Annotated in this window: 20 protein-coding genes; 6 read left to right on the forward strand and 14 right to left on the reverse strand. The window is 64.1% G+C overall.

Going from position 1 to position 20659, the window contains the following annotated elements:
• Nucleotides 1-35: 35 nt before the first annotated feature.
• The 5 genes from FJW07_RS08670 to FJW07_RS08690 form a co-directional block, all read right to left on the reverse strand.
• Complete coding sequence (locus FJW07_RS08670; RefSeq protein WP_140855800.1) at nucleotides 36-1106, reverse strand: ABC transporter ATP-binding protein; 1071 nt, start codon at nucleotides 1104-1106, stop codon at nucleotides 36-38.
• A 3-nt stretch (nucleotides 1107-1109) separates the two neighbouring features.
• Nucleotides 1110-2195 (reverse strand): ABC transporter ATP-binding protein, encoded by a 1086-nt coding sequence (locus FJW07_RS08675; RefSeq protein WP_140855802.1) that lies wholly within the window; start codon nucleotides 2193-2195, stop codon nucleotides 1110-1112.
• On the reverse strand, nucleotides 2192-3148 hold the full coding sequence (locus FJW07_RS08680; protein WP_140855804.1) for a sugar ABC transporter permease: 957 nt from the start codon (nucleotides 3146-3148) through the stop codon (nucleotides 2192-2194). Before FJW07_RS08680 ends, FJW07_RS08675 begins: the two co-directional genes overlap by 4 nt.
• Nucleotides 3145-4005: a carbohydrate ABC transporter permease gene (locus tag FJW07_RS08685; RefSeq protein WP_140855806.1), complete on the reverse strand. Its 861-nt coding sequence runs from the start codon at nucleotides 4003-4005 to the stop codon at nucleotides 3145-3147. The genes FJW07_RS08680 and FJW07_RS08685 overlap by 4 nt, the downstream gene beginning before the upstream one ends.
• A gap of 81 nt (nucleotides 4006-4086) precedes the next feature.
• A complete protein-coding gene (locus FJW07_RS08690; RefSeq protein ID WP_140855808.1) occupies nucleotides 4087-5700 on the reverse strand; it encodes an extracellular solute-binding protein in 1614 nt (537 codons plus the stop codon).
• A 352-nt stretch (nucleotides 5701-6052) separates the two neighbouring features.
• Here FJW07_RS08690 and FJW07_RS08695 point away from each other — a divergent pair, with 352 nt between their 5' ends.
• Nucleotides 6053-7081: a LacI family DNA-binding transcriptional regulator gene (locus FJW07_RS08695; RefSeq protein ID WP_140640061.1), complete on the forward strand. Its 1029-nt coding sequence runs from the start codon at nucleotides 6053-6055 to the stop codon at nucleotides 7079-7081.
• 29 nt (nucleotides 7082-7110) lie between these two features.
• On the opposite strand, the gene FJW07_RS08700 is transcribed toward FJW07_RS08695, so the two are convergent.
• Nucleotides 7111-8004 (reverse strand): LysR family transcriptional regulator, encoded by an 894-nt coding sequence (locus tag FJW07_RS08700; protein ID WP_140783652.1) that lies wholly within the window; start codon nucleotides 8002-8004, stop codon nucleotides 7111-7113.
• Between the two features lie 94 nt (nucleotides 8005-8098).
• Between FJW07_RS08700 and FJW07_RS08705 the strand changes: the two genes are divergently transcribed.
• Nucleotides 8099-9067, forward strand: coding sequence for a DMT family transporter (locus tag FJW07_RS08705; RefSeq protein ID WP_140855809.1), 969 nt, complete (start codon nucleotides 8099-8101; stop codon nucleotides 9065-9067).
• On the opposite strand, the gene FJW07_RS08710 is transcribed toward FJW07_RS08705, so the two are convergent.
• From FJW07_RS08710 to FJW07_RS08740, 7 genes are read right to left on the reverse strand one after another with little or no spacing between them, the layout of a single operon-like run.
• Nucleotides 9064-10131, reverse strand: a complete 1068-nt coding sequence (locus FJW07_RS08710; protein ID WP_140855811.1) for an ABC transporter ATP-binding protein — start codon at nucleotides 10129-10131, stop codon at nucleotides 9064-9066. The two genes, FJW07_RS08705 and FJW07_RS08710, sit on opposite strands and share 4 nt — an antisense overlap.
• A complete protein-coding gene (locus FJW07_RS08715; RefSeq protein ID WP_140855813.1) occupies nucleotides 10131-10919 on the reverse strand; it encodes an ABC transporter permease in 789 nt (262 codons plus the stop codon). The genes FJW07_RS08710 and FJW07_RS08715 overlap by 1 nt, the downstream gene beginning before the upstream one ends.
• Complete coding sequence (locus FJW07_RS08720; protein WP_140855815.1) at nucleotides 10919-11788, reverse strand: ABC transporter permease; 870 nt, start codon at nucleotides 11786-11788, stop codon at nucleotides 10919-10921. Before FJW07_RS08720 ends, FJW07_RS08715 begins: the two co-directional genes overlap by 1 nt.
• Before the next feature lie 26 nt (nucleotides 11789-11814).
• A complete protein-coding gene (locus tag FJW07_RS08725; protein ID WP_140783647.1) occupies nucleotides 11815-12894 on the reverse strand; it encodes an ABC transporter substrate-binding protein in 1080 nt (359 codons plus the stop codon).
• A gap of 39 nt (nucleotides 12895-12933) precedes the next feature.
• Nucleotides 12934-13902, reverse strand: a complete 969-nt coding sequence (locus tag FJW07_RS08730; RefSeq protein ID WP_140855817.1) for a PfkB family carbohydrate kinase — start codon at nucleotides 13900-13902, stop codon at nucleotides 12934-12936.
• On the reverse strand, nucleotides 13899-14930 hold the full coding sequence (locus FJW07_RS08735) for an ADP-ribosylglycohydrolase family protein (RefSeq protein WP_140855819.1): 1032 nt from the start codon (nucleotides 14928-14930) through the stop codon (nucleotides 13899-13901). The genes FJW07_RS08730 and FJW07_RS08735 overlap by 4 nt, the downstream gene beginning before the upstream one ends.
• A 2-nt stretch (nucleotides 14931-14932) precedes the next feature.
• Complete coding sequence (locus FJW07_RS08740) at nucleotides 14933-15658, reverse strand: GntR family transcriptional regulator (protein ID WP_140855820.1); 726 nt, start codon at nucleotides 15656-15658, stop codon at nucleotides 14933-14935.
• 270 nt (nucleotides 15659-15928) lie between these two features.
• On the opposite strand from FJW07_RS08740, the gene FJW07_RS08745 reads away from it, so the two are divergent.
• Nucleotides 15929-16792, forward strand: a complete 864-nt coding sequence (locus FJW07_RS08745; protein WP_140855822.1) for an HNH endonuclease signature motif containing protein — start codon at nucleotides 15929-15931, stop codon at nucleotides 16790-16792.
• A gap of 125 nt (nucleotides 16793-16917) precedes the next feature.
• On the opposite strand, the gene FJW07_RS08750 is transcribed toward FJW07_RS08745, so the two are convergent.
• The gene (locus tag FJW07_RS08750) at nucleotides 16918-17688 is read right to left on the reverse strand and encodes an IclR family transcriptional regulator C-terminal domain-containing protein (RefSeq protein ID WP_140855824.1); all 771 of its coding nucleotides are present in this window, start codon (nucleotides 17686-17688) and stop codon (nucleotides 16918-16920) included.
• Between the two features lie 102 nt (nucleotides 17689-17790).
• On the opposite strand from FJW07_RS08750, the gene FJW07_RS08755 reads away from it, so the two are divergent.
• Genes FJW07_RS08755 through pcaF form a run of 3 tightly spaced genes read left to right on the forward strand, consistent with a single transcriptional unit; the run spans nucleotide 17791 to nucleotide 20654 of the window.
• Nucleotides 17791-18648 (forward strand): CoA transferase subunit A, encoded by an 858-nt coding sequence (locus FJW07_RS08755; protein ID WP_140855826.1) that lies wholly within the window; start codon nucleotides 17791-17793, stop codon nucleotides 18646-18648.
• A complete protein-coding gene (locus FJW07_RS08760) occupies nucleotides 18645-19448 on the forward strand; it encodes a CoA-transferase subunit beta (RefSeq protein ID WP_140855828.1) in 804 nt (267 codons plus the stop codon). The genes FJW07_RS08755 and FJW07_RS08760 overlap by 4 nt, the downstream gene beginning before the upstream one ends.
• Complete coding sequence (pcaF, locus tag FJW07_RS08765; protein ID WP_140855830.1) at nucleotides 19449-20654, forward strand: 3-oxoadipyl-CoA thiolase; 1206 nt, start codon at nucleotides 19449-19451, stop codon at nucleotides 20652-20654. It begins immediately after the preceding gene.
• Nucleotides 20655-20659: the final 5 nt, after the last annotated feature.

Consider the following 20659-nt stretch of genomic DNA (forward strand, 5'->3'; position numbering starts at 1 on the left):
CTCTTCCTCCCGAAATTCTTTCCTCGCGGCCGCCGTCACAGCGCGCCTCCATCCTGGCCGAAATAATGCACGCGACCCGGCTCGCAGGATATCGTCACCATCGCATCCGGCCTGATATCGGGCTGGCCGCGCAGCAGTGCCCTAAGCCGCGCTTGCCCTGCCGCGAGCGTCACCACGGTGTAGCCGCCGAGCGGCTCGACCTCGAACACCCGCGCCGGGCGGCCCTTGCTCCCTCCCGCTATCTCGCTGTCAGTCCAGGGTCGTACCTTGATGTCCTCGGGCCGCAGCCCGATCTCCATCACCTCGGCCGGCGCCTTGGCATCGGTGATGCGTATTGTCCCTTCAGCAGCCTCGATCCCACCAGCGCCGCGAACCGACGGCAGGATGTTCATCATCGGCGAGCCGAGCATGCGCGCCACATAAGCGCTTGCCGGCCGATCGTAGATCTCGGCCGGCGCGCCGATCTGCCTGATCCGGCCATTTTCCAGGATGGCCATGCGGTCGGCGACCGACATCGCCTCCTCCTGGTCATGCGTGACATAGATCAGCGTCTTGCCGAGCTCGCGCTGGATGCGCTTCAGCTCGACGCGCGTCTCTTCGCGCAGCCGCGCATCGAGCGCCGAGATCGGATCGTCCATCAGATAGGCTGCCGGGTCGCGCACCAGGGCGCGTGCGATCGCCACGCGCTGCCGCTCGCCGCCGGAAAGTTGCGCCGGCGGCTTGTGCAGGATGTGGCCGATGTGCAGCTTGGCCGCGACGTCGGCCAGCCGCTTCTCTATCTCGACCTCGGCCACCTTCCGCTCGACCAGCGGGAAGCGGACATTGTCGCGCGCGCTCATATGCGGAAACAGCGCCAGGTTCTGGAACACCATGGCGACGTTGCGCTCGGCCGGCGAGACGCTGTTGACCGGCTTGCCGCCGATCACGATCTCGCCTTGATCCGGCACTTCCAGACCAAGCACCAGCCGCAGGATCGTCGACTTGCCGGACAGCGGCGGCCCGAAGAAGCAGAAGAACTCGTTGTCGTTGACGGTGAAGGAAGCATCGTCGACGGCAAGCGTGCTGCCGTAGCGCTTCGTGACATTGCGGAAAACGATATCGGCCATGTCTCAGCCCGCCTTCACTGCGAGGCCGCTGGCGGCGTCGAAGACGCGCACCGACGAGGCCGGCGGCGCGACGACCGTCGTCTGCCCGACCGACAGCCCGACATCGTTCTCGAACACCGCCTTCACCGCGCTCTCGCCTTCGCCGAGATGGACGATGGTGCGCGCGCCGATCCGTTCGACGAAGCTTACCGGCATCGACAGCCCGCGCTCGGCAAGCGCCACCTGCTCGGGCCGGAAACCGTAGAGCACGTCGCCGCGCGCCGCTCTCGCAGCTGAAGCCAGTTCATCCGGCAAGGGCGGCGTGACGCCGAGAGGTCCGAGATCGATCACCAGTCCGCGATCGCTTTCCGCCGGCCTGCCCTTCAGCAGGTTCATGCCGGGCGCGCCGATGAAGCGCGCGACGAAGACGTTGGCCGGATTGTTGTAGACTTCGAGCGGCGTGCCGACCTGCTGCAGCACGCCATGATCCATCACCGCGATGCGGTCCGCCATGGTCATGGCTTCGAGCTGGTCGTGCGTGACATAGACCATGGTCTGCCTGAACTGGCGCTGCAGCTGCTTGAGCTCGGTGCGCATCACCGCGCGGAAGGCGGCGTCGACATTGGACAGCGGCTCGTCGAGCAGGAAGATCGCCGGCTCCATGATCGCCGAGCGGCCGATCGCCACGCGCTGCAGGATGTTGACCGACAGCCGGTCCGCCTTGCGGTCGAGCAACGGCGAAAGCTGCAGCATCTCGGCGATGGCGCCGACGCGGCGATCGATGTCGGCCTTGGCGGCGCCGCGCATCCTTGGCCCGTAGGCGAGGTTCTGCCGAACCGTCATATGGGTGAAGATGGCGTAGTTCTGGAAGACGAAGCCGACGCCGCGCCGCCCCATCGGCACGCCCGCCATGTCGCGCTCGCCGAACAGGATCTTGCCGCTGGTCGGTTCCTCCATGCCGGCGATCATGTTCATCGTCGTCGACTTGCCGCAGCCGGACGGCCCGAGCAGCGCCATGAACTCGCCATCGGCGATTTCGAGGTCCATCGTCTTCAGCGCGGTGAAGTCGCCGAATGTCTTGACCAGGTTCTTGAGGTGGATGGCGCTCATGCCGGCACCTCCCGCGCCTTCGTCATGCGCTTCATGGCGTAGACCGCGACGATCGAAAGCACGATCAGGATGGCCAGCGCGATCGCCGCCGCATAGCCCCAGATCAGGTCCTGCGTGGTGACCTTGTAGATGTAGACCGAGATCGTCTCGGTGGCGACGCCGGGACCGCCGCCGGTCATGATGTAGAGCGTGTCGAATATCTTGAAGTTCTCGATCACCCTTATTGCCAGCGCGATGATGATGATCGTCTTCATCTTCGGCAGCACGATGGTGATGAAGCGCTGCCAGGCATTGGCGCCGAGCAGCGTCGCCGCCTTCATCTGGTCTTCCGGCACGCCGACCAGGCCGGCGAGCAGGATCAGGAACATCAGCGGCGTCCACTGCCAGATGTCGGCGATCATGACCGCGATCAGCGCCAGGTTCGGATCCGACAGCCAGGCGATCGTCACCGGCGTGCCGAGGATCCGCGACAGGATGTCGTTCACCGGGCCGCCCGACTGGAACAGCATGAAGAACATGTAGCCGGCGACCGCGGGCACGACCATCATCGGCATCAGCAGGATCGAATAGAAGATCCGCTTGCCGGGAAACTCGTCGGCGAACAGGGTCGCCAGAGCCAGGCCCAGCAGGAACTCCGCCGGCACGCAGACCAGCATGACGATCGCCGTGCGCTGCAGCGCGCTCCAGAAGCGGGTGTCGGCCGCGAGATCGGTGTAGTTGGCGAAACTGTTCCACATCTCCCAGGCGTTCCACCAGCCGGCGCCCGAAAGCGGCGACCAGTCGGTGATGCTGATGTAAAGCTGCATCAGCAGCGGAAAGGCCGAGATGAACAGCACCAGGACCTGCGCCGGCAAGGTCAGTCGGAAGCCCAGCCTCAAGCCCTCGTCAGGCGTGGCGGGCTTTGTCCGCGCGCCCATCTCGTCCTCCGAAATCGTCGCCGTCACCGCGCTCATTGCTTGAGCGCTCCGAAGGTCAGCCCGCGCACCAGATGGCGCTGGATGGCGATGCCCATGATGACCGGCGGCACCGCCGCGATCAGGCCGAGCGCGGCCTTGGCGCCATAGAGCTGTCCGGTCATCGAGGACGACAGCGACGCCATGTAGACCGGGATCGTCACCCATTCGCGCGTCGTGAGCAGCAGCGCGATAAGGTAATCCGACCAGTTGAGGATGAACACGAAGAGCGCGGCACTCGCCAGCGGCGCGCGCATCATCGGCAGCGTGATGCGGGTGAAGACGCGCAGCCGCGAGCAGCCCTCGACAAGTGCTGCCTCCTCGATCTCGCGCGGCATGTCGTCGAAGAAGGTCTTCATCAGCCAGAAGGCGAAGGGCAGCGTGACGATGCCGTAGATCAGCGCCAGCCCCCACCATGTGTCGTTGAGATTGAGGAATGCCCACATGATCATCACCGGGATCATGACGGCCATCGGCGGAAATAGCCTCAGCTGGATCAGTGCCAGCGGCAGATTCTTGCCGGAGCCGAAGCGCGACAGGCCGTAGGCCGCGGCGGTGCCGGCCGACATGGCGATCACGGTCCCGAACACCGCCGAAAGCAGCGACGACAGGATCGGCTTCAGCGCCGTGTGGTCGAGCGCGACGATCAGGTCGTTGTCGGATTCGCCGAACACGAAGCGGAAATTGCTGAGCGTCGGCTGCTTCGGCCACCAAGTGAGGTCGGCGCCGGTCGCCGACCACTCGCCGATCGGCTTGAAGGCCATCGACACCATCCACAGGATCGGCACCAGCGTCACCGCCATCGCCGCAAGGATCGCGGCGTAGCGGAATATCTCGAAGGGAACGGAACGCTTCATCTGGCTGCTTTGCTGGTGGCGTTGCTGGCGAAGGGGAGGAGCAGTCGCCCCTCCCCTCCTTTTCTGATCCAGGGAGACGGATCAGCTGATCGGATCGAGAACGGTTGGCCATGCCTCCTTGTTGGTCTTGATGGCTTCGAGAAGCTTGTCCTCGCCGATGCGGCGCGCGATCTTCTTCCACTCCCGCTCGGTATCGGCCATCGCCTGGTCCGGCGTCTTGGCCTTGGTCAGCGAGGCCATCAGGTTCTCGTCGAGCGCATTGTGGAAGGCGGTGGCGCCGGGATAGTTGATGGTCGGCACCGTGCGCGCCACCGTCTCGCGAACGACGTCCATGTGATAGGCGTGATAGGTCTGGCGGACCAGCGGATCGGCGAAATCCGAGAGCCGGAACGGATCGAGATAGCCGCCGGGATTGGCGCTCATCCAGGCATAGATGCGGGCCGAGCCCAGCCACTGCAGCAGAAGGTAAGCAGCCTCCGGATTCTTCGACTGCGACGACACCATGCCGGTCAGCGAGAACCACAGAACGGAGCGGCTGATCAGCTTGCCGTCGATCTCGCGTCCCGGCGGCAGCATCGAGCCGATCTTGCCGGTGACGGCGGAATCCTTGTTGCCGGCATTGTCGAGGAATTTCGGCAGGTTGGAGAAGGCGCAGGTCATCGCCGCACCGCCCTTGGCGAAATTGCCATACTGCTCCGGCCAGCCCCACGAGATCGCGTCCGGCGAATGATGCGCCAGCGAATCCACATATTCCTTGGTGGCGGCGATGCCTTGCTCGGAATTGATCAGCGGCTTGCCGTCGTCGCCGAACAGGAACTGGTTGGGCGAGGCCATCGAGACATAGCGCTGGTACCAGTTGGTGTAGCCCCAACCCTGGTTGCGCAGGTCGGTGGAGCCGAACAGGCCCTTGTCCGGCCGCTGGAAAAAGGCCGCGACATCGCTGTGCTGCTTCCAGGTCTTCGGCGGCGCAAGGTCGTAGCCGTACTTGTCCTTGAACGCCTTCTGCTCCGCGGCGTCGCCGAACAGGTCGGCGCGGTAGACCCATGTCTGGAAGTCGCCGTCCAGCGACACGCCGTAGGTCGAGCCGCGATACTGGTTGAGCAGCGACACGCCCTTGGCGCCGTTGACGTAACCCTGCTTCGGGTCGTCCCATTCCGGCTTGTGCTTGGCGACGAAGTCGTCGAGCTTGGCGATGCCGCCGGTCTCGGCGAGATCGCCGAGGCGGTTCCATTCGGTCGAATAGATGTCGTAGGCCCCACCCTTGGTGGAGATGTCCTGCATCGTCTTGGTGAATTCCTGGCCGTTCGGCAGGCCGACGATCTCGATCTGGATGCCGGTTTCCTTCTCCCACAGGTCCTTGATCGACGGCGCGCCGGCCGGGAACGGCTTGGTCAGCTGGCCGATCGAGCCGTCGGAGAGGCCAAGCACGATCTTCGCCGGCGCCTTGCCGGCCGCCTTCAGGGCCTTGGCAGCCTCGACCGCACGCCCTTCCGGCGTGTCGGGTCCGTACTGGTAGCGTTCGGCGCCGTCGAAGCCGGTCGGCCCGCCGATCATGCCGGGCGCCAGCGCATCCGCCGCGAAGGCGCGGCCGGGACGAATGAACTGCGGTGCAATACCAGTCGCGGCGACAAACACCGCCGCCTTTCCTCCGGACGCCAGCAGGCGGCGCCGCGACATGCGGATCAAATGAGACATCGAATTCCTCCCTCGGGGCCTGTTCCTCCATGGCCCACGTGAGGGATATTGACGACAGCGCGTGAAGCCTGTCAACATCATAAATACTCAAAACACGTCATAAGATCGCAAATGAGGGAGAAAATGCAGTCCGCCGAACCCATCACATCGCACCCATTGCTTGGATTTGAGGGGCTTTCGCCTCGATCCGACCGCCTTGGCCGGACCTTCGCCGCCTTATGTAGCGCGCCGGCTTGCGCGCAAGCCAAGGGCGGTTACATCATTTCACATCAGAATCACGGTCGCCGCCGAGGCGCTTTCCGGAACTGAGTGGAAGCTGCGTGATTTTGATGCTTGCGATGAGGTGCTCGACGTGCGGTCAACCCTGACAGACATAGCCCGGGAAGCCGGCGTTTCTCCGGCCACGGTCGACCGCGTGCTCAACAACCGGCCAGGCGTGCGCGCCCGCACGCGCGAGATCGTCATCGAGATGGCGCAGCGCCTTGGCTATATCGCCGAGACGCCGAACGGCGTGCCGCAGCGAACCGCGCCGGGACAGACGATCAGGCTCGACTTCGCGCTGCCCGCCGGCACCAACTCCTTCATCAAGCTGCTGCACCGGCACATCGAGGCGCAGGCGCTGACGCGGCCCGATCTCGACGTCCGCGTGACGACCATCGAAGGCTTCAACCCCGACCGGCTCGCCCGCCTGCTGCAGGACCTGCATGGCCAGACGCAAGGCGTCGGCGTGATCGCGCTCGACCATCCGACGGTGCGCGAGGCAATCCGCTCGCTGTCGGCCAGCGACATCAAGGTCGTCACCATCGCCTCCGACATCCTGCATGTGCCGCGGGTCGCCTATATCGGCATCGACAATCGCGCTGCTGGGCGGTTGGCCGGCTATCTTCTCAACCGCTTCATGGGTGCCGGACGTCCGGGCAAGGTGGCGCTGTTCGCAGGCTCGCTCGCCTATCGCGGCCATGAGGAACGCGAGATGGGTTTCCGCCATATCCTCGCCGAAGAGTCCCCCAACCTCGAGATCGTCGAGATGCGTGAAATGCTCGACGACCGCGAAAAAGCCTATTCGGAGGCTTCCGCTTTGCTCGAGCGCCACCCCGACCTCGCCGCGATCTACAATGTCGGCGCCGGCAACACCGGCATCGCCCGCGCGCTGAAGGAACGCGGACGCGCCAAAGAGATCATCTTCCTCGGCCATGAGGTGACGGACGGCACCAAGGAACTCCTGCTCGACGGCACGCTCGACGCGGTGATCGACCAGAACCCGCGCGTCGAGGCCAGGGAGGCGCTCAACATCCTGTCCCACTCGGTCAGGGGGTTGCCCTACGAGCTCCACCAGCCGCGGCTGCAGGTGATCTTCCGCGAGAGCATCCCGGAGATTTGAGGTATAGGAACGCGTCTTTACAAGTCCTGTCAGGCCTCCGATCCGAAATGATCGACAAAGGCCCTGAGCAGACCGAGCCGGCCCAGCGATTTCGGAAAAAACACAAAGAAGCCCGGACGCCGCAGGCTGTATTGCGGCAAGACTTCCACAAGATCCCCTCGTCGCAGATCCTCGGCAACACCGGCACGCAGCGACCAGCCGATACCCAGGCCTTGCCTTGCCGCCTCTACGACGGTGCGCAGATCATTCAGGACAAGTCTCCCCGAGACATCCACGGAAATCTCACTGCCATCGACTTGGAAACGCCACTCGGCGATCCGCCCCGAGGATATCTGTCGGTGTCGGATGCAGCTGTGCGATAGCAGGTCGCGCGGTTGCATGGGATGCCCGTGGCGATCCAGATAGTCGGGAGCGGCAACGTAGGCGCCGTTCAGCGGCGATGTCAGGCGACGCGCGATCATATCGTCTTGCAGGTGGTCACCGAGCCGAATTCCAGCATGGAACCCTTGCGAAACAATGTCGGTAAGGCCTTCATCTATCGAGAGGTCCAGTTCAACTTGCGGATAGGCAGCTTCAAACGCCGCCAAACGGGGAGCGATGATCAACTGCCATGCCCGGTAAGGGAGAGTGACGCGCAGTTGACCTGATCGCGCCTTGCCGGTCTCGCGCGCGGTGTCCAGAGCTTCTTCGATTGCCCCTATCAGATGACGCGTGCTCAGGAAGAGCGCCCGCCCAGCATTGGTCATCATGACGGATCGGGTGCTGCGGGTGAACAGCGCAATGCCGAGCCGGTCTTCAAAGGCCTTTAGCTGCAGGGAGACCGCCGGTGGATTTACGCCGAGCACGCGCGCTGCCGAACGCAGCGACCCATGCTCGGCGATCGCCAAAAAAGTCTGCAATCCTGACAGCTCTACTCGCGGCATTGATTAATATGACCAATCATACTGATCATATTATGCTGCCTATTCGCACCGATCAACAGCTGCAAGACTGGGAAACCATGACGGGAGACGACAGATGGCTGCCCAACCGACAGAACGATCTCTGCCTGTCACTGGTGTGATCGTCATTCTCATGACCGTGTTTGCGATGGCGCTGACCGACGCCTTCGTAAAATTCTCCAGCGCCAGTCTGACACTCTGGCAGATTTACGTGCTGCGCTCCTCGATCGCGTTTCCAATCCTGCTCCTGCTCACACGCGGTGCGGTCTGGCCGTCGGCTCCTGGTTGGGTAGCGCTCCGCAGCGGAGCGTTGCTGCTGATGTATCTGGCGATCTACGCAGCGATCCCGATCCTCGACCTCTCTGTTATCGCTGCGTCTCTTTACACGGCGCCCTTGTTCATCGTGCTGCTGTCATCGCTCGTCCTTGGTGAGCGCATCGCACTGCTTCATTGGGTGGGCATCGCAATGGGGTTCGCCGGCGTCCTTTTGATTGTACGCCCGACGGCGGGCGGTTTCTCGCCACTGCCGCTGATACCGGTCGCCGCCGCACTCCTCTATGCAATCGCGGCGGTTCTCACACGCGCCAAATGTGCTGGTGAAACGCCAATGACCAAGGCGTTGTGGCTGAACGCAACGCTGCTTATCGCCGGGTGTATCGCGAGCCTCGCCATCGGGCTCGCCGGCCCTTGGCCAGCCTATCCATTTCTGTTCGGAAACTGGGCCGCCATGGGGCCGCGGGAGTGGCGGATCATCGTCATCCTCGCGGCCCTGATCATTGCTGTGAGCATAGGTTTGGCTCGTGCCTATCAATCGCCCAAACCCCAGATCATCGCCACATTCGACTACGCCTATTTGATCTTCGCTGCATTCTGGGGCTATGTGTTCTTCAACGAGGTCCCCGGCCGGACGACTGTCGCCGGAATGATATTGATTGCCCTTGCCGGCGTGTCGGTACTTTGCATCAAGCCCTCAGCGGACGGCACGGCAAGCGCAACCGCCCGATCGGGAATATCGGGCCCGGTCAACGAGCAACCGCGATCCTAGTTCAAAGCGATAAGCACCGTGCTGTCCGGCGACCAGCTAAGAACTACGGGCTGATCTTCGGCAAGCCGCTCGGCGCCCGTGTTCTGGACGATCACTTTCAGCGTCTGGCCATCGCGGTCGACGAAATAGGTGCTGTTGTTGCCGGCAAAGATGCGTTTCGAGACTTGTCCCTTGAGCGTGTTCGCGTTGCCTTCATCAGCCTTCCCCGCGCCGGTCGAAATCCGGATGCGTTCGGGCCGGACCGCGCAACTCGCCTTGGCCCCGGCCGGCACCGATGCGCCTGTCGATGCCGCGATCGTCGTGCCGTCCGGCAGCCTGATCCCGGAGCCGGTCGCATCGCCGCGAAAGATATTGGCGTCGCCGAGGAAGGTCGCGGCGAACTCGCTTTGCGGCCTGTCGTAGATCTCCTCCGGCGGCCCTTCCTGCACCATCCTGCCGTCGCGCAGGATGCCGATGCGGTCGCTCATCGTCAGCGCCTCTTCCTGATCGTGCGTGACGAAGATGGTCGTGATGCCGATCTCGCGCTGGATGCGCTTCAGCTCGATTTGCATGTCGACGCGCAGCGCCTTGTCGAGCGCGCCAAGCGGCTCGTCGAGCAGGAGCACGCGCGGCTTGGTGACGATGGCCCGCGCCAGCGCCACGCGCTGGCGCTGGCCGCCGGAGAGCTGGTGCGGCTTTCGCCCGCCAAGCTTGCCGAGTTGCACGAGATCGAGCGCGCGCTGCACTTCCGTAGCGATCGTCGCCTTCGGCTCGCCGCGCACCGAGAGGCCGAAGGCGACATTTTCGGCGACGCTCATATTGGGAAACAGCGCATAGTTCTGGAACACCATGCCGATGCAGCGCTTTTCGACCGGCACGCGCTCGACGCTCTCGCCGCCTATGGCGATGCTGCCGGCGTCGGGAAAATCGAAGCCGGCGATCTGGCGGAGCAGCGTGGTCTTGCCGCTGCCCGAAGGGCCGAGCAGCGCGTAGAACCCGCCGTCGGCAAAGTCGATCGAGACATCGTCCAGCGCCTTGTGCGCGCCGAAGCTGCGCGAGACGTTCGCGACCTGGACGCCAGCCATTATTTCTCTCCGCCAAACTTGAAGAAGCGCGCCGTGAGCAGCATCAGGGCCATCGACACGACAATGATGATCGTCGAGACCGCATTGATCTCGGGCGTAAAACCCTTGCGGATCGCGGCATAGATTTCGACCGGCAATGTCGTCTGTCCCGGCGTCGACAGGAAATACGAGACCACGAACTGGTCGAACGACACCGCGAAGGCGAACAGCCCGCCGGCTATAACCCCGGGCATGATCCAGGGCAAAGTCACGCGCATGGTCACCTGCCACTGGTTGGCGCCGAGCGAGCGCGCCGCCTCCTCCAGCTCAGGTGCGAAGGTCTGCAGCCGGGCCGATACCACGACGATCACGTAAGGCAGCGCCAGCGCGACATGGCCGAGCAGGATAGCAATGAGCCCGCGGCCGATGCCGACGCCGAAGAAGAAGATCAGCATTGCCGTGCCGGTGATCAGCCACGGAATGGCGATCGGCGGGAAGAGCAGCGCCTGCAGGACTTTCTTGCCGCGGAACTCGTAGCGGTAGAGCGCCAGCGAAGCCATCGAGCCCAGCACCGTCGAGATCAAAGTGGTGATGATTGCGATCTCGATGCTGTTCCAGGTCGCGGCGATCAGCTGGTCGTTCTGCCAGAGCGAGGCGTACCAGTCCGTCGTCCACTCGAACGGCAATTGGTAGAAAGGCGAAGCATTGAAGGACATTGCCGCCATGATGATGATCGGCAGGTAGAGGAAGCCCAGCAAAAGCACGATGTAGAAGCGCCCGAGCCATTCGAGGATGCGCGTTGTCGCCATCACGCAGCCCTCCGCAGGACAGGCGCCGCCAGCGCCAGGATGATCAGCACCACCGCGAGCAGGATAAAGGAGAGTGCCGCGCCCAGCGGCCAGTTGAAGACGGCGACGAACTGATCCTCGATGACGGTACCGTAGAAAGTGCCGGTGCGGCCGCCGAGGATGCGCGGCTCCATGAAGGAGCCGACGACCGGCACGAAGATGAGCGCTGAGCCCGCGATCAGGCCCGGCATCGACAGCGGGATGATGACCCGCCACAGCACCTGCCGCCGCGAGGCGCCGAGCGAGCGTCCCGCCTCGATCAGCGAGTCGTCGATGGCCTGCAGGGTGAGGTAGCAGGTCAGCACCATGTAGGGCACATAAGAGTGCACCAGGCCGATGATGACGGCCGGATAGGAATACATGAGATCGATGTTGATCTTGAACGGCAGCACCGCGTTGAGTGCCGTGTCGAGAATGCCGCCTTCGCGCAGCACCATGGCCCAGGAGAATATCCGCACCAGCCCGTTCGACCAGAACGGCAGGATAACGAGCAGGAAGATCGCCTCGCGGCTGCGCCCTTTGAGCACCTTGGCCAGCACATAGGCCGCCGGATAGCCGATGACGACGCACCACAGCGTCACTTCGAGGCCGAGACGCAGCGATGAAAGCAGCAGCGTCGAATAGAGGCTTTGCGAAAAGAAGGCGGCGTAGTTGCCGAGCGTGAACGACCATTCCTTTCCGGCCAGCGGCAGGTCGGTCATGAACGAGAAAAAGACCATGGCCGATAGCGGCAGGAAGATCGCCACCGTCAGCCACAGATAGGCGGGAAGGAGAAGCGGCAGGGCCGGCTTCAGTCCGCGCCGCGAACCGATCGCAAGCTGGTCAGCCATTTGCCTCTCCTCCCCGAAAGACGTGATTACTTCACGTTGACCTTCAGCTCCTGCCACAGCGCCAGGTATTTCTCGCGCTGCTCGTCGGTGATCGGCGCCTGGAACTGGATGCGCTTGGCGACGTCCGGGCTGCCCATGACCTTGCGGTTGAAGGCGTCCTCCGGCAGCGCATCGACCGCCTTGGTGTTGGCCGAAACCGGCGCGCCGACCTTGGTGACCCACTCGACATAGAATTTCGGGTCGATCATGTAGTTGATGAAGGCCTCGGCTCCGGCGACGTTCTTGGAGCCGACGGGAATCGAGAACGCATCCAGCCAGGCGACCGAGCCTTCCTGCGGGATGACCAGCGAGACCGGCAGCTTGAAATGCGTCTTGGCGCGATCGGCCGAACCGCTCCAATAGGTGCCGATATCGATCTGGTTGGAAGCGACCATCTGGTTCCAGTCGTTTTCCGAGCTCCAGAAGGTCTTGATCTGCGGCATCAGCGAAGTCAGCTTCGCCTTGACCGCTTCCATATCCTTGATGTCGTTGATGTTCTGCCCCGAAGCGAGCGCGCCGAACTGCACCGCCTCGACGGCGTCGTCGCGGATGATGACGCGGCCCTTATGCGCCGGGTTCCACATCTCGGCGATGCTCGTCGGCGGCTTGTCGAAGGACTTGTCATTGATGGCCAGAGCCGTCAGGCCCCAGACCCACGGCACGCCATAGACCTTGCCGTCATGGTTGAGCATCGGCGAGCCGGCCTTGTCCTTGGCGATGTCGGCATAGTTGGAAAGCTTCGAGACGTCGATTGGCTGGATCAGCTTGCCGGCCATCGCCTGGTCGTTGAAGGCGGCATTGATCATGACGACGTCGTAGAGACCGGGATTGGTGCGGATCTTGGTCAGCATCTCCTGTTCGGAGTTGAAGAAGTCGTTGACCACCTTGAAGCCGGTCGCCTTCTCGAAATTGGCGACCGCCCACGGCTCGTCGGCGCCATAGCCCTTCCAGTTGAGCACATGCACTTCCTCGGCCGCTTGTGCTGCCAAAGGGAATACACAAACCGTGAATGCGGAGACGAAGACGGCGGTGGCCGTCAGAAAAGCGGTCAGTCTGGGCATGCGCATGGTATTTTCCTCTCATTGTTTGCCCGATTGACGGGCTTGTTAAGTCGCTTCCGCTCGGCCAAGCGCGGCCGTCGCTGCGCCTCGCTGGGTCAGGAACTCCTGGATCTCTTCATCGGTCGGCGCCGAAGACCCGCCATGGCGGGTGACGGAAAGGGCCGCGGCGGCGTTGGCATAACGGGCCGCCTCGCAAGGGCGCATGCCGTGCGACAGGCCACTGACAAAGGCGCCGATATGCGTGTCGCCGGCGCCATTGGTATCGACGGCCTCCACCTCGAAGCCGGGCACCGCGCGGGTACCGCCGTCGGCCATGCGCACCAGGCAACCATGCGCGCCGGCGCGGATGACGACGCCTTCGGCTCTGGGGCAATGCTCGGCGAGCAACCGGATGGCGACGGTTTGGGCGTCGCCGGCGCCGGCAATCTCTGCGGCCTCGTCGGTGTTGCAGCTCAGCCAGGTCGCGCGCGCCAGCACCCTGTCCAGGATCGGCCGCGGAATATCGGCGATCACCGGCGTCGGATCGAAGACCAAAGGAATGTCGGCCGGCAGCCCCTCGATCCAGTCGGTGAGCGCGTCACGGCTGCCGGGATAGCTCAGCGTATAGCCGGAGGTGAAAACCCAATCGCCGGGAACGACGTGGACGGGCGCCATCATGTCGAGCGTGAGCCGGCTCTCGGCGCCCGGCCACGAGACGAAGGTTCGCTCCGCGTCGCTGCTGATCATGGCAACACAATTGCCGCTATCCATGAAGGGCGACGGCGGCGTCAGCGCCTCGATGCCTTCTGCCGCGAAGGCGGCGCGCAGGAAGTCTCCGTCCGGCCCGGTGCCGAGTTGGCCGCCGAATACCACCTTCATGCCGGTGCGGCTTGCCGCGACCATCATGTTGAAGCCGCCGCCGGCGACGCGCGCGTAAGCTGACGCGGTCTTTTCCGTGCCGGCCGCCGGCAAGGCCTCGATGCGGTAGACATAGTCGACGACCGCGCTGCCGACATGGACGAGCCGCCCACTCACGCCGCGTTCTCCTTGCCTGGACCGGTCTTGGCCGTCCGGGCCGCGACCAGATCCCCAACCAGCGCGCGGACATCCGCGATGTCGATGCCATGCAATTCGGGGATGCGATCCTGCGGCAGTCTCGACAGGCCGGCGCAGGCGCCGGCCATGCCGGCGGCAATCGCCCCGATCGTGTCGGTGTCGCCGCCGAGATTGGCCGCGATCACCGCAGCCCGCCATGCATCGCCTTGCGCGACCTCCAGCACCGCGAATGCCGCCGGCACCGATTCCTGGCTGGCGACGCCCGTGCCGACCAGGTCGACGATCAGCTTGATTGCTTCCTTCTCCGCCTTGCCGCGGACAAGCGACTGCGCCCAGAGAATGCGCGCGGCGATGTCGCCGCCGGTGACCCAATGGCCGAGCGCCGCACCCAGTCTTGCAGCCGCGGCGGCATGGCCGGAAGCGGCCCGCCAGTCGCCACCCGAGACACCGAGGCTGACCGCGGCGGCGACCGCCGCAGCCGAGGCAATGGCTATCGAGGTGTTGTGCGTGGCCCGGCAGGTCTCCGCGACTTTAGCGACCAGCGCGTCGAGCGGCTCCGGCGGCATCATGATGCCGACCGGCGCGATGCGCATTGCCGCGCCATTGGTGTCGCCGCTGCGTCCGGCCTCTTCGGCCGGCACGCCGCTGTTGATGGCGTCGATGGCGCGCTTGGTCGATGGTCCAAGCAGGTCGTAGCTGCCGCGCGCCTTGACGTCGCGCTCCCAGTCGAGCAGCGCGTTGACCCAGCGCGCATGGTCCAAGCGCTCGCCGGACTCGACCAGGATGCGGCCAAGCAGCAGCGCTTGCTCGGTGTCGTCGGTGATCGCGCCGGCCGGCAGTCCCTTCGAGACCGGGTGGTCGGCGGCAGGCGCGACGAAATCCTCGACATGGCCGTAGAGCGCGGCGATGCGGGCCGGCGACAGAAGCTGCGTCGGCATGCCCAGCGCATCGCCAAGCGCCCCGCCGATCAGCGCGCCCATTGCCCGATCAATCGCGTCGGCCGCCATGCTCAGAACTCCAGGTGAAGCGCGAAATGCGCGGGGTTGAGCAGGCTGGTGACGAATTCGATGGCGCGCCCGTCGGCGGCGCGCGTCAGGCGGCGTGTGCGCAGGAACGGCGTGCCGGGCGCGCAGGCGAGGATCGCGGCGTCGGCCGCGCTCAGCATCTCGATATCGACCCACTCCTCGCCGTGATCGGGCACCAGCCCTGCCCCGCGCAGCGTCTGGTGCAGCGAGCCTTCGCGCAGGCCGCGCAGGGGTATATCTTCCAATTCGGGCGATAGCGGCAGCCGGCTGCGCTCGATCGAGATTGCATGGCCGTCATCGGCATTGGTGCGGGCGCGGTCGACCGCGATGAAGGACGCGCTCGCGACGCCGAGCCTGGCCGCCAGTTCCGCGTCCTCGATGATCTCGAGCCGCAATGTGCGAGTCTCGGCATTGGCGCCCGCATTGGCAAGCGCGCGCGACCAGCCGATCGCGTCGTCGACCGGCATGCCGTCGAAGGTCACGAAGGAGCCGATGCCGACCTTGGTGGTAATCAGCCCGCGGCTCGACAGTTCCTCCAGCCCCTTGCGGACCGTGTTGCGACTGACGGAGAAGCGTTGGACAAGTTCGCTCTCGCTCTGCAGGCGGTCGCCGAAGCCGAGCAGGCCGGAGCGTATCTCATGTTCCAGAACCGTTGCGATCTGCTCTGGCTTGCCCGTGCCGGGAGTGATCTGCATCGCGCGACGAGCCATATCGATACCTGTTCAATGAACCTGTATAATCCTGTTCAATATTAGAAAAGAGAGATGGAGTCAACGAGTTCGTGGTGAGCGGCGTTAGCGGCCTCTTGACGGGCAGCACGCAGGGAACTGTCCGAAGGCTTTGGCTAGCAGTCAGGGCTGAAATTGCACGACCTCGTTACGAGCACCACAACCAGCGGGCGGAGTCGCATGAAAAAATCTGCCAAGACGTTGGGCGAAAATAGCGGTAACGGTGCTGGGCATCCCACAAGGTTTCCATGAATGCCATCCAACAGGGTCGTCATACTGCGCAACCGGGTTTGCCCCTACTGCCGGATCGATCTATCACCGGGGAACGAAAGTACAGAACACGTCGTCGGCCGAAAGTTCGTTCCCAAGGGAACGCTGGAAAATCAATGGAACCTGATCCTGAAGGCGTGCGATAACTGCAACGGCAACAAAGCCGACCTCGAAGACGATATATCCGCGATAACCATGCAGCCTGACGTTTCTGGCCAGCATTTTGGATCCCATCCTCAACTGGCAAAAGACGCCGCCCATAAGGCCACAAAGGCCAGCAGTCGACACACTGGAAAGGCCGTAGGAGATAGCCAGCCGAACCTTGTTGTGAAAGGCGAGCTCGCGAAGGGTGTTTCGGTCACCTTCAACTTTACCGGCCAAGCTGTCATCTCGCCCGAGCGGGCGTTCGACCTCGCCGCCTACCATTTCCAGGCATTCTTCTTCTATCTCACCTTCAATCCAGGAGATGGATGCGGGCCGGAGCTACCAGGCGTATATGCCGAAATCCAAGCCGTCTCTAAGAGAGACTGGGGGAATGATGTCGCGCGGGCGTTTATGGCTCGCACTCGCAGTTGGGAGCCGCAACTGGTTTTCACCACCGCAAGCGGGCACTTTCGGTTGGCAATCCGCAAGCATCCGGACAAGCAGATGTGGTCGCTGGCTACAGAATGGAATGAAAACTACCGCGTAATGGCCTTGTGCGGCGAAGAGAGCGACCTCAGGGAATTCATGTCAGGGCTCCCGGCGATGGGGGGCGAGGTCTACCGCGGCGCGGACGGAAGCACTCTAATAGCAAGAACCGAAAAACAGCTTGCAACAGAGGATGATGACCTTTTTGCACCCTGATGGGTGTCAGAAAGGACTTGTGCAAACGGCGGATGCGAGTCAGTTCCGCCATGCAATCTCTTTGGGGGCGATGAGGGGCAGCGCCGACTTCCGACAATTGGTCGACCAGCGACGAAACCCGTATTTCAAACGAAGAAAAATTCCTCGACCCGCCGCTTGGCGCTGCGCAGCACCGGCAGGATGTCGCGCTCCATCGCCTCGACCGAGAAACGCGCCGACTGCGTCGAGACGTTGATGGCGGCGACGGTGCGGCCGGCCCGATCGACGATCGGCACCGCGATCGAGCGCAGCCCGAGCTCCAGTTCCTCGTCGACGATGGCAAAGCCCTCCGCCCTCGCCTTGTCGATGGCCTTGCCGAGCGCGGCGCGGCCGGTGATCGTCTTCGGCGTCCGCCGCTCGATGCTCGCTTGCGCCAGGAAGGTCTTCAAGTCGTCCGCCGCCAGACCGGAAAGCAGCACCCGCCCCATCGAGGTGCAATAGGCCGGCAGCCGCGTGCCTACATCGAGCGCGACGCTTAAGATCCGCCGTCCGGGGATGCGCGCAACATAGACGACGTCCTCACCCGATAGCACCGCCGCGTTACAGGCCTCGTTGAATTTGCCCGCCACCTCGCGCATGATCGGCGCCGCGAACGTCCAGAGCGATGCGCCGCCGAGCCAGGTCCGCGCGACCGTCAAAAGACGCGGCGATAGCGAAAAAAGCCGGCCGGACTGCGTCGCATAGCCCGTGGCGACCAATGTCAGCAGAAAGCGGCGGGCGCCGGCGCGCGTGAGATCCGCCTCTTCGGCCATCTCGGTCAGCGTCATGCCGGCCGGATGGCGCGCAAGGATTTCCATCACCGCCAGGCCGCGTTCCAGCGAGCCGACATGGTCGCGCGAAATTACTTCCTCTCCCACGAGCGCCTCCAGGCCGGCGTTGACTCAATGCAGAGCTCGGAGTTAGAAATATCTCATATAAAACAGATGTTCGCAATGCGAACTTTTTCGTGGGGTTTGGAGATGGTCAAGTTCCTGCCGCTGAAAGAGGCGGTCGCGGAAAATCTGGATGACGGCGACACCGTCGCTTTCGAGGGCTTCACGCATCTGATCCCAACCGCGGCCGCGCATGAGGCGATCCGCCAGGGCTTTCGCGAGCTGACGCTGATCCGTATGACGCCCGACCTGATCTACGACCAGATGATCGGCATGGGCATGGCGAAGAAGGTCGTCTTCTCCTATGTCGGCAATCCGGGCGTCGGCCTGCTCAGGCGCGCCCGCGACGCCATCGAGAATGGCTTTCCCCGCGCCATCGAGGTCGAGGAACACAGCCATGCCGGCATGGCCAACGCCTATGAAGCGGGCGCCGCCGGCCTGCCCTGCGCGGTGTTTCGCGGCTATCGCGGCGCCGGTCTCGCCACGGTCAATCCGAACATCAAATCCGTGACCTGCCCGTTCACCGGCGAGGTGCTTGCCGCCGTTCCGGCGATCCGGCCCGACGTCACCTTCATCCATGCGCAGAAGGCGGACCGGAAAGGCAACGTGCTGGTCGAGGGCATTATCGGCATCCAGAAGGAGGCCGTTCTTGCCGCAAAGCGCGCCGTGGTGACGGTCGAGGAAGTCGTGGACAATTTCGATGACCTCCACCCCAATCTTACCGTGCTGCCGAACTGGACGATCGCGGCGATCTCGGTCGTGCCGGGCGGCTCGCACCCCTCCTACGCGCATGGCTACTACGAGCGCGACAACGCCGCCTATCTGGAATGGGACGAGATCGCCGCCGACCGCGACCGCTTCCAGGCCTGGATCCAGAAGAACGTCATCGAGAGCAGCGCGGACGACTTTGCCGGTCGAGTCGAGCATCTGAGGAAAGCCGCATGAGCGACGCGAAGGATATGGGTTTCACCCCAAACGAGATGATGACGATCGCCGCCAGCCGCGCGCTGAAAAGCGACGATGTCTGCTTCGTCGGTATCGGCGCGCCGTCGGCCGCCTGCAATGTCGCGCGGCTGACGCATGCTCCCGACATCACCTTGATCTACGAAAGCGGCACCATCGGCACCGCGCCCGACGTGCTGCCGCTCTCGATCGGCGACGGCGAATTGTGCGAGACCGCGGTCACCACGGTCGCGGTGCCGGAGATGTTCCGCTACTGGCTGCAGGGCGGCCGTATCTCGATCGGCTTCCTGGGCGCCGCCCAGCTCGACAAGTTCGGCAACATCAACACCACGGTCATCGGCGACTACGCGCATCCCAAGACCCGCCTGCCCGGCGGCGGCGGCGCGCCGGAGATCGCCACCTCGTCGAGGCAGGTCTACATCACCATGGCGCAGTCGAAGCGCGGCATGGTCGAGAAGATCGACTTCTTCACCTCCTTCGGCCATGGCGACGGTGGCGACCACCGCAAGCGCCTCGGCATCGACACGGCCGGCCCGACTTTGCTGATCACCGACCTTGCCATCTGGAAGCCGGACCCGGTGACCAAGGAATTCACCGTCGTCTCGCTGCATCCGGGCGTCAGCCGCGAGCAGGTGCAGGAAGCCTGTGGCTGGACGGTCAAGTTCGCGCAGGCCCTTGACGAGACGCCGGCGCCGACAGAACTCGAGCTGAAGACATTGCGCGACCTGCAGGCCCGCACCAAGGCGGCGCATCAAGGGGCCGCCAAAGGGAAAGCTGCCTAGATGACCGAAGCCTTCATCTGCGATTACATCCGCACGCCCATCGGCCGCTTCGGCGGCGCGCTGTCCTCCGTCCGCGCCGACGATCTCGGCGCGATTCCGTTGAAGGCGCTGGTCGGGCGCAATGCCGGCGTCGACTGGGCGGCCGTCGATGACGTCGTCTATGGCTGCGCCAACCAGGCCGGCGAGGACAATCGCAATGTAGCGCGCATGGCGCTGCTGCTTGCCGGCCTCCCGCAGGACATTCCAGGTTCGACCGTCAACCGTTTGTGCGGCTCGGGCATGGATGCCGTCACCATCGCCGCGCGCGCCATCAAATCAGGCGAGGCCGAGCTGGTGATTGCCGGCGGCGTCGAATCGATGAGCCGAGCGCCCTTCGTCATGCCGAAGGCCGACACCGCCTTCTCGCGCAACGCCGAGATTTACGACACCACCATCGGCTGGCGCTTCGTCAATCCGCTGATGAAGACGCTGTATGGCGTCGACTCCATGCCGGAGACCGGTGAGAACGTCGCCGAGGATTTTTCCGTCAGCAGAGCCGACCAGGACGCCTTCGCGGTACGCAGCCAGGACAAGGCGGTCGCCGCGCAAGCCAATGGCCGGTTGGCGAAGGAGATCGCGCCGGTGACCATCCCGCAGAGGAAAGGCGACGCGATCATCGTCGTGAAGGACGAACACCCCCGCGCGGGCACCACCATCGAGACGCTGGCCAAACTGCCGACGCCGTTCCGCCAGGGCGGCAGCGTCACCGCCGGCAACGCTTCCGGCGTCAATGACGGCGCTGCTGCCCTGATCATCGCGTCCGAGGCAGCCGCGAAGAAGCATGGCCTGACGCCGATCGCCCGCATCCTCGGCGGTGCCGTCGCCGGTGTGGCGCCGCGCATCATGGGCATCGGACCGGCGCCGGCCACGAAGAAGCTTTGCGCCCGCCTCGGCCTGACACCCGAACAATTCGATGTCGTCGAATTGAACGAAGCCTTCGCCTCCCAGGGCATTGCCGTGCTCCGCCAACTCGGAATTTCCGAGAAGGCGGAGCATGTGAACCCCAACGGCGGCGCGATCGCGCTCGGCCATCCGCTCGGCATGTCCGGCGCCCGCATTACCGGCACGGCGGCGCTCGAGCTGCGCGAGCGCGGCGGCAAGCGCGCGTTGGCCACCATGTGCATCGGCGTCGGCCAGGGCATCGCCATCGCGTTGGAGCGGGTCTGACCGCC

The sequence above is a fragment of the Mesorhizobium sp. B3-1-9 genome (assembly GCF_006439595.1).
Taxonomy (GTDB): domain Bacteria; phylum Pseudomonadota; class Alphaproteobacteria; order Rhizobiales; family Rhizobiaceae; genus Mesorhizobium.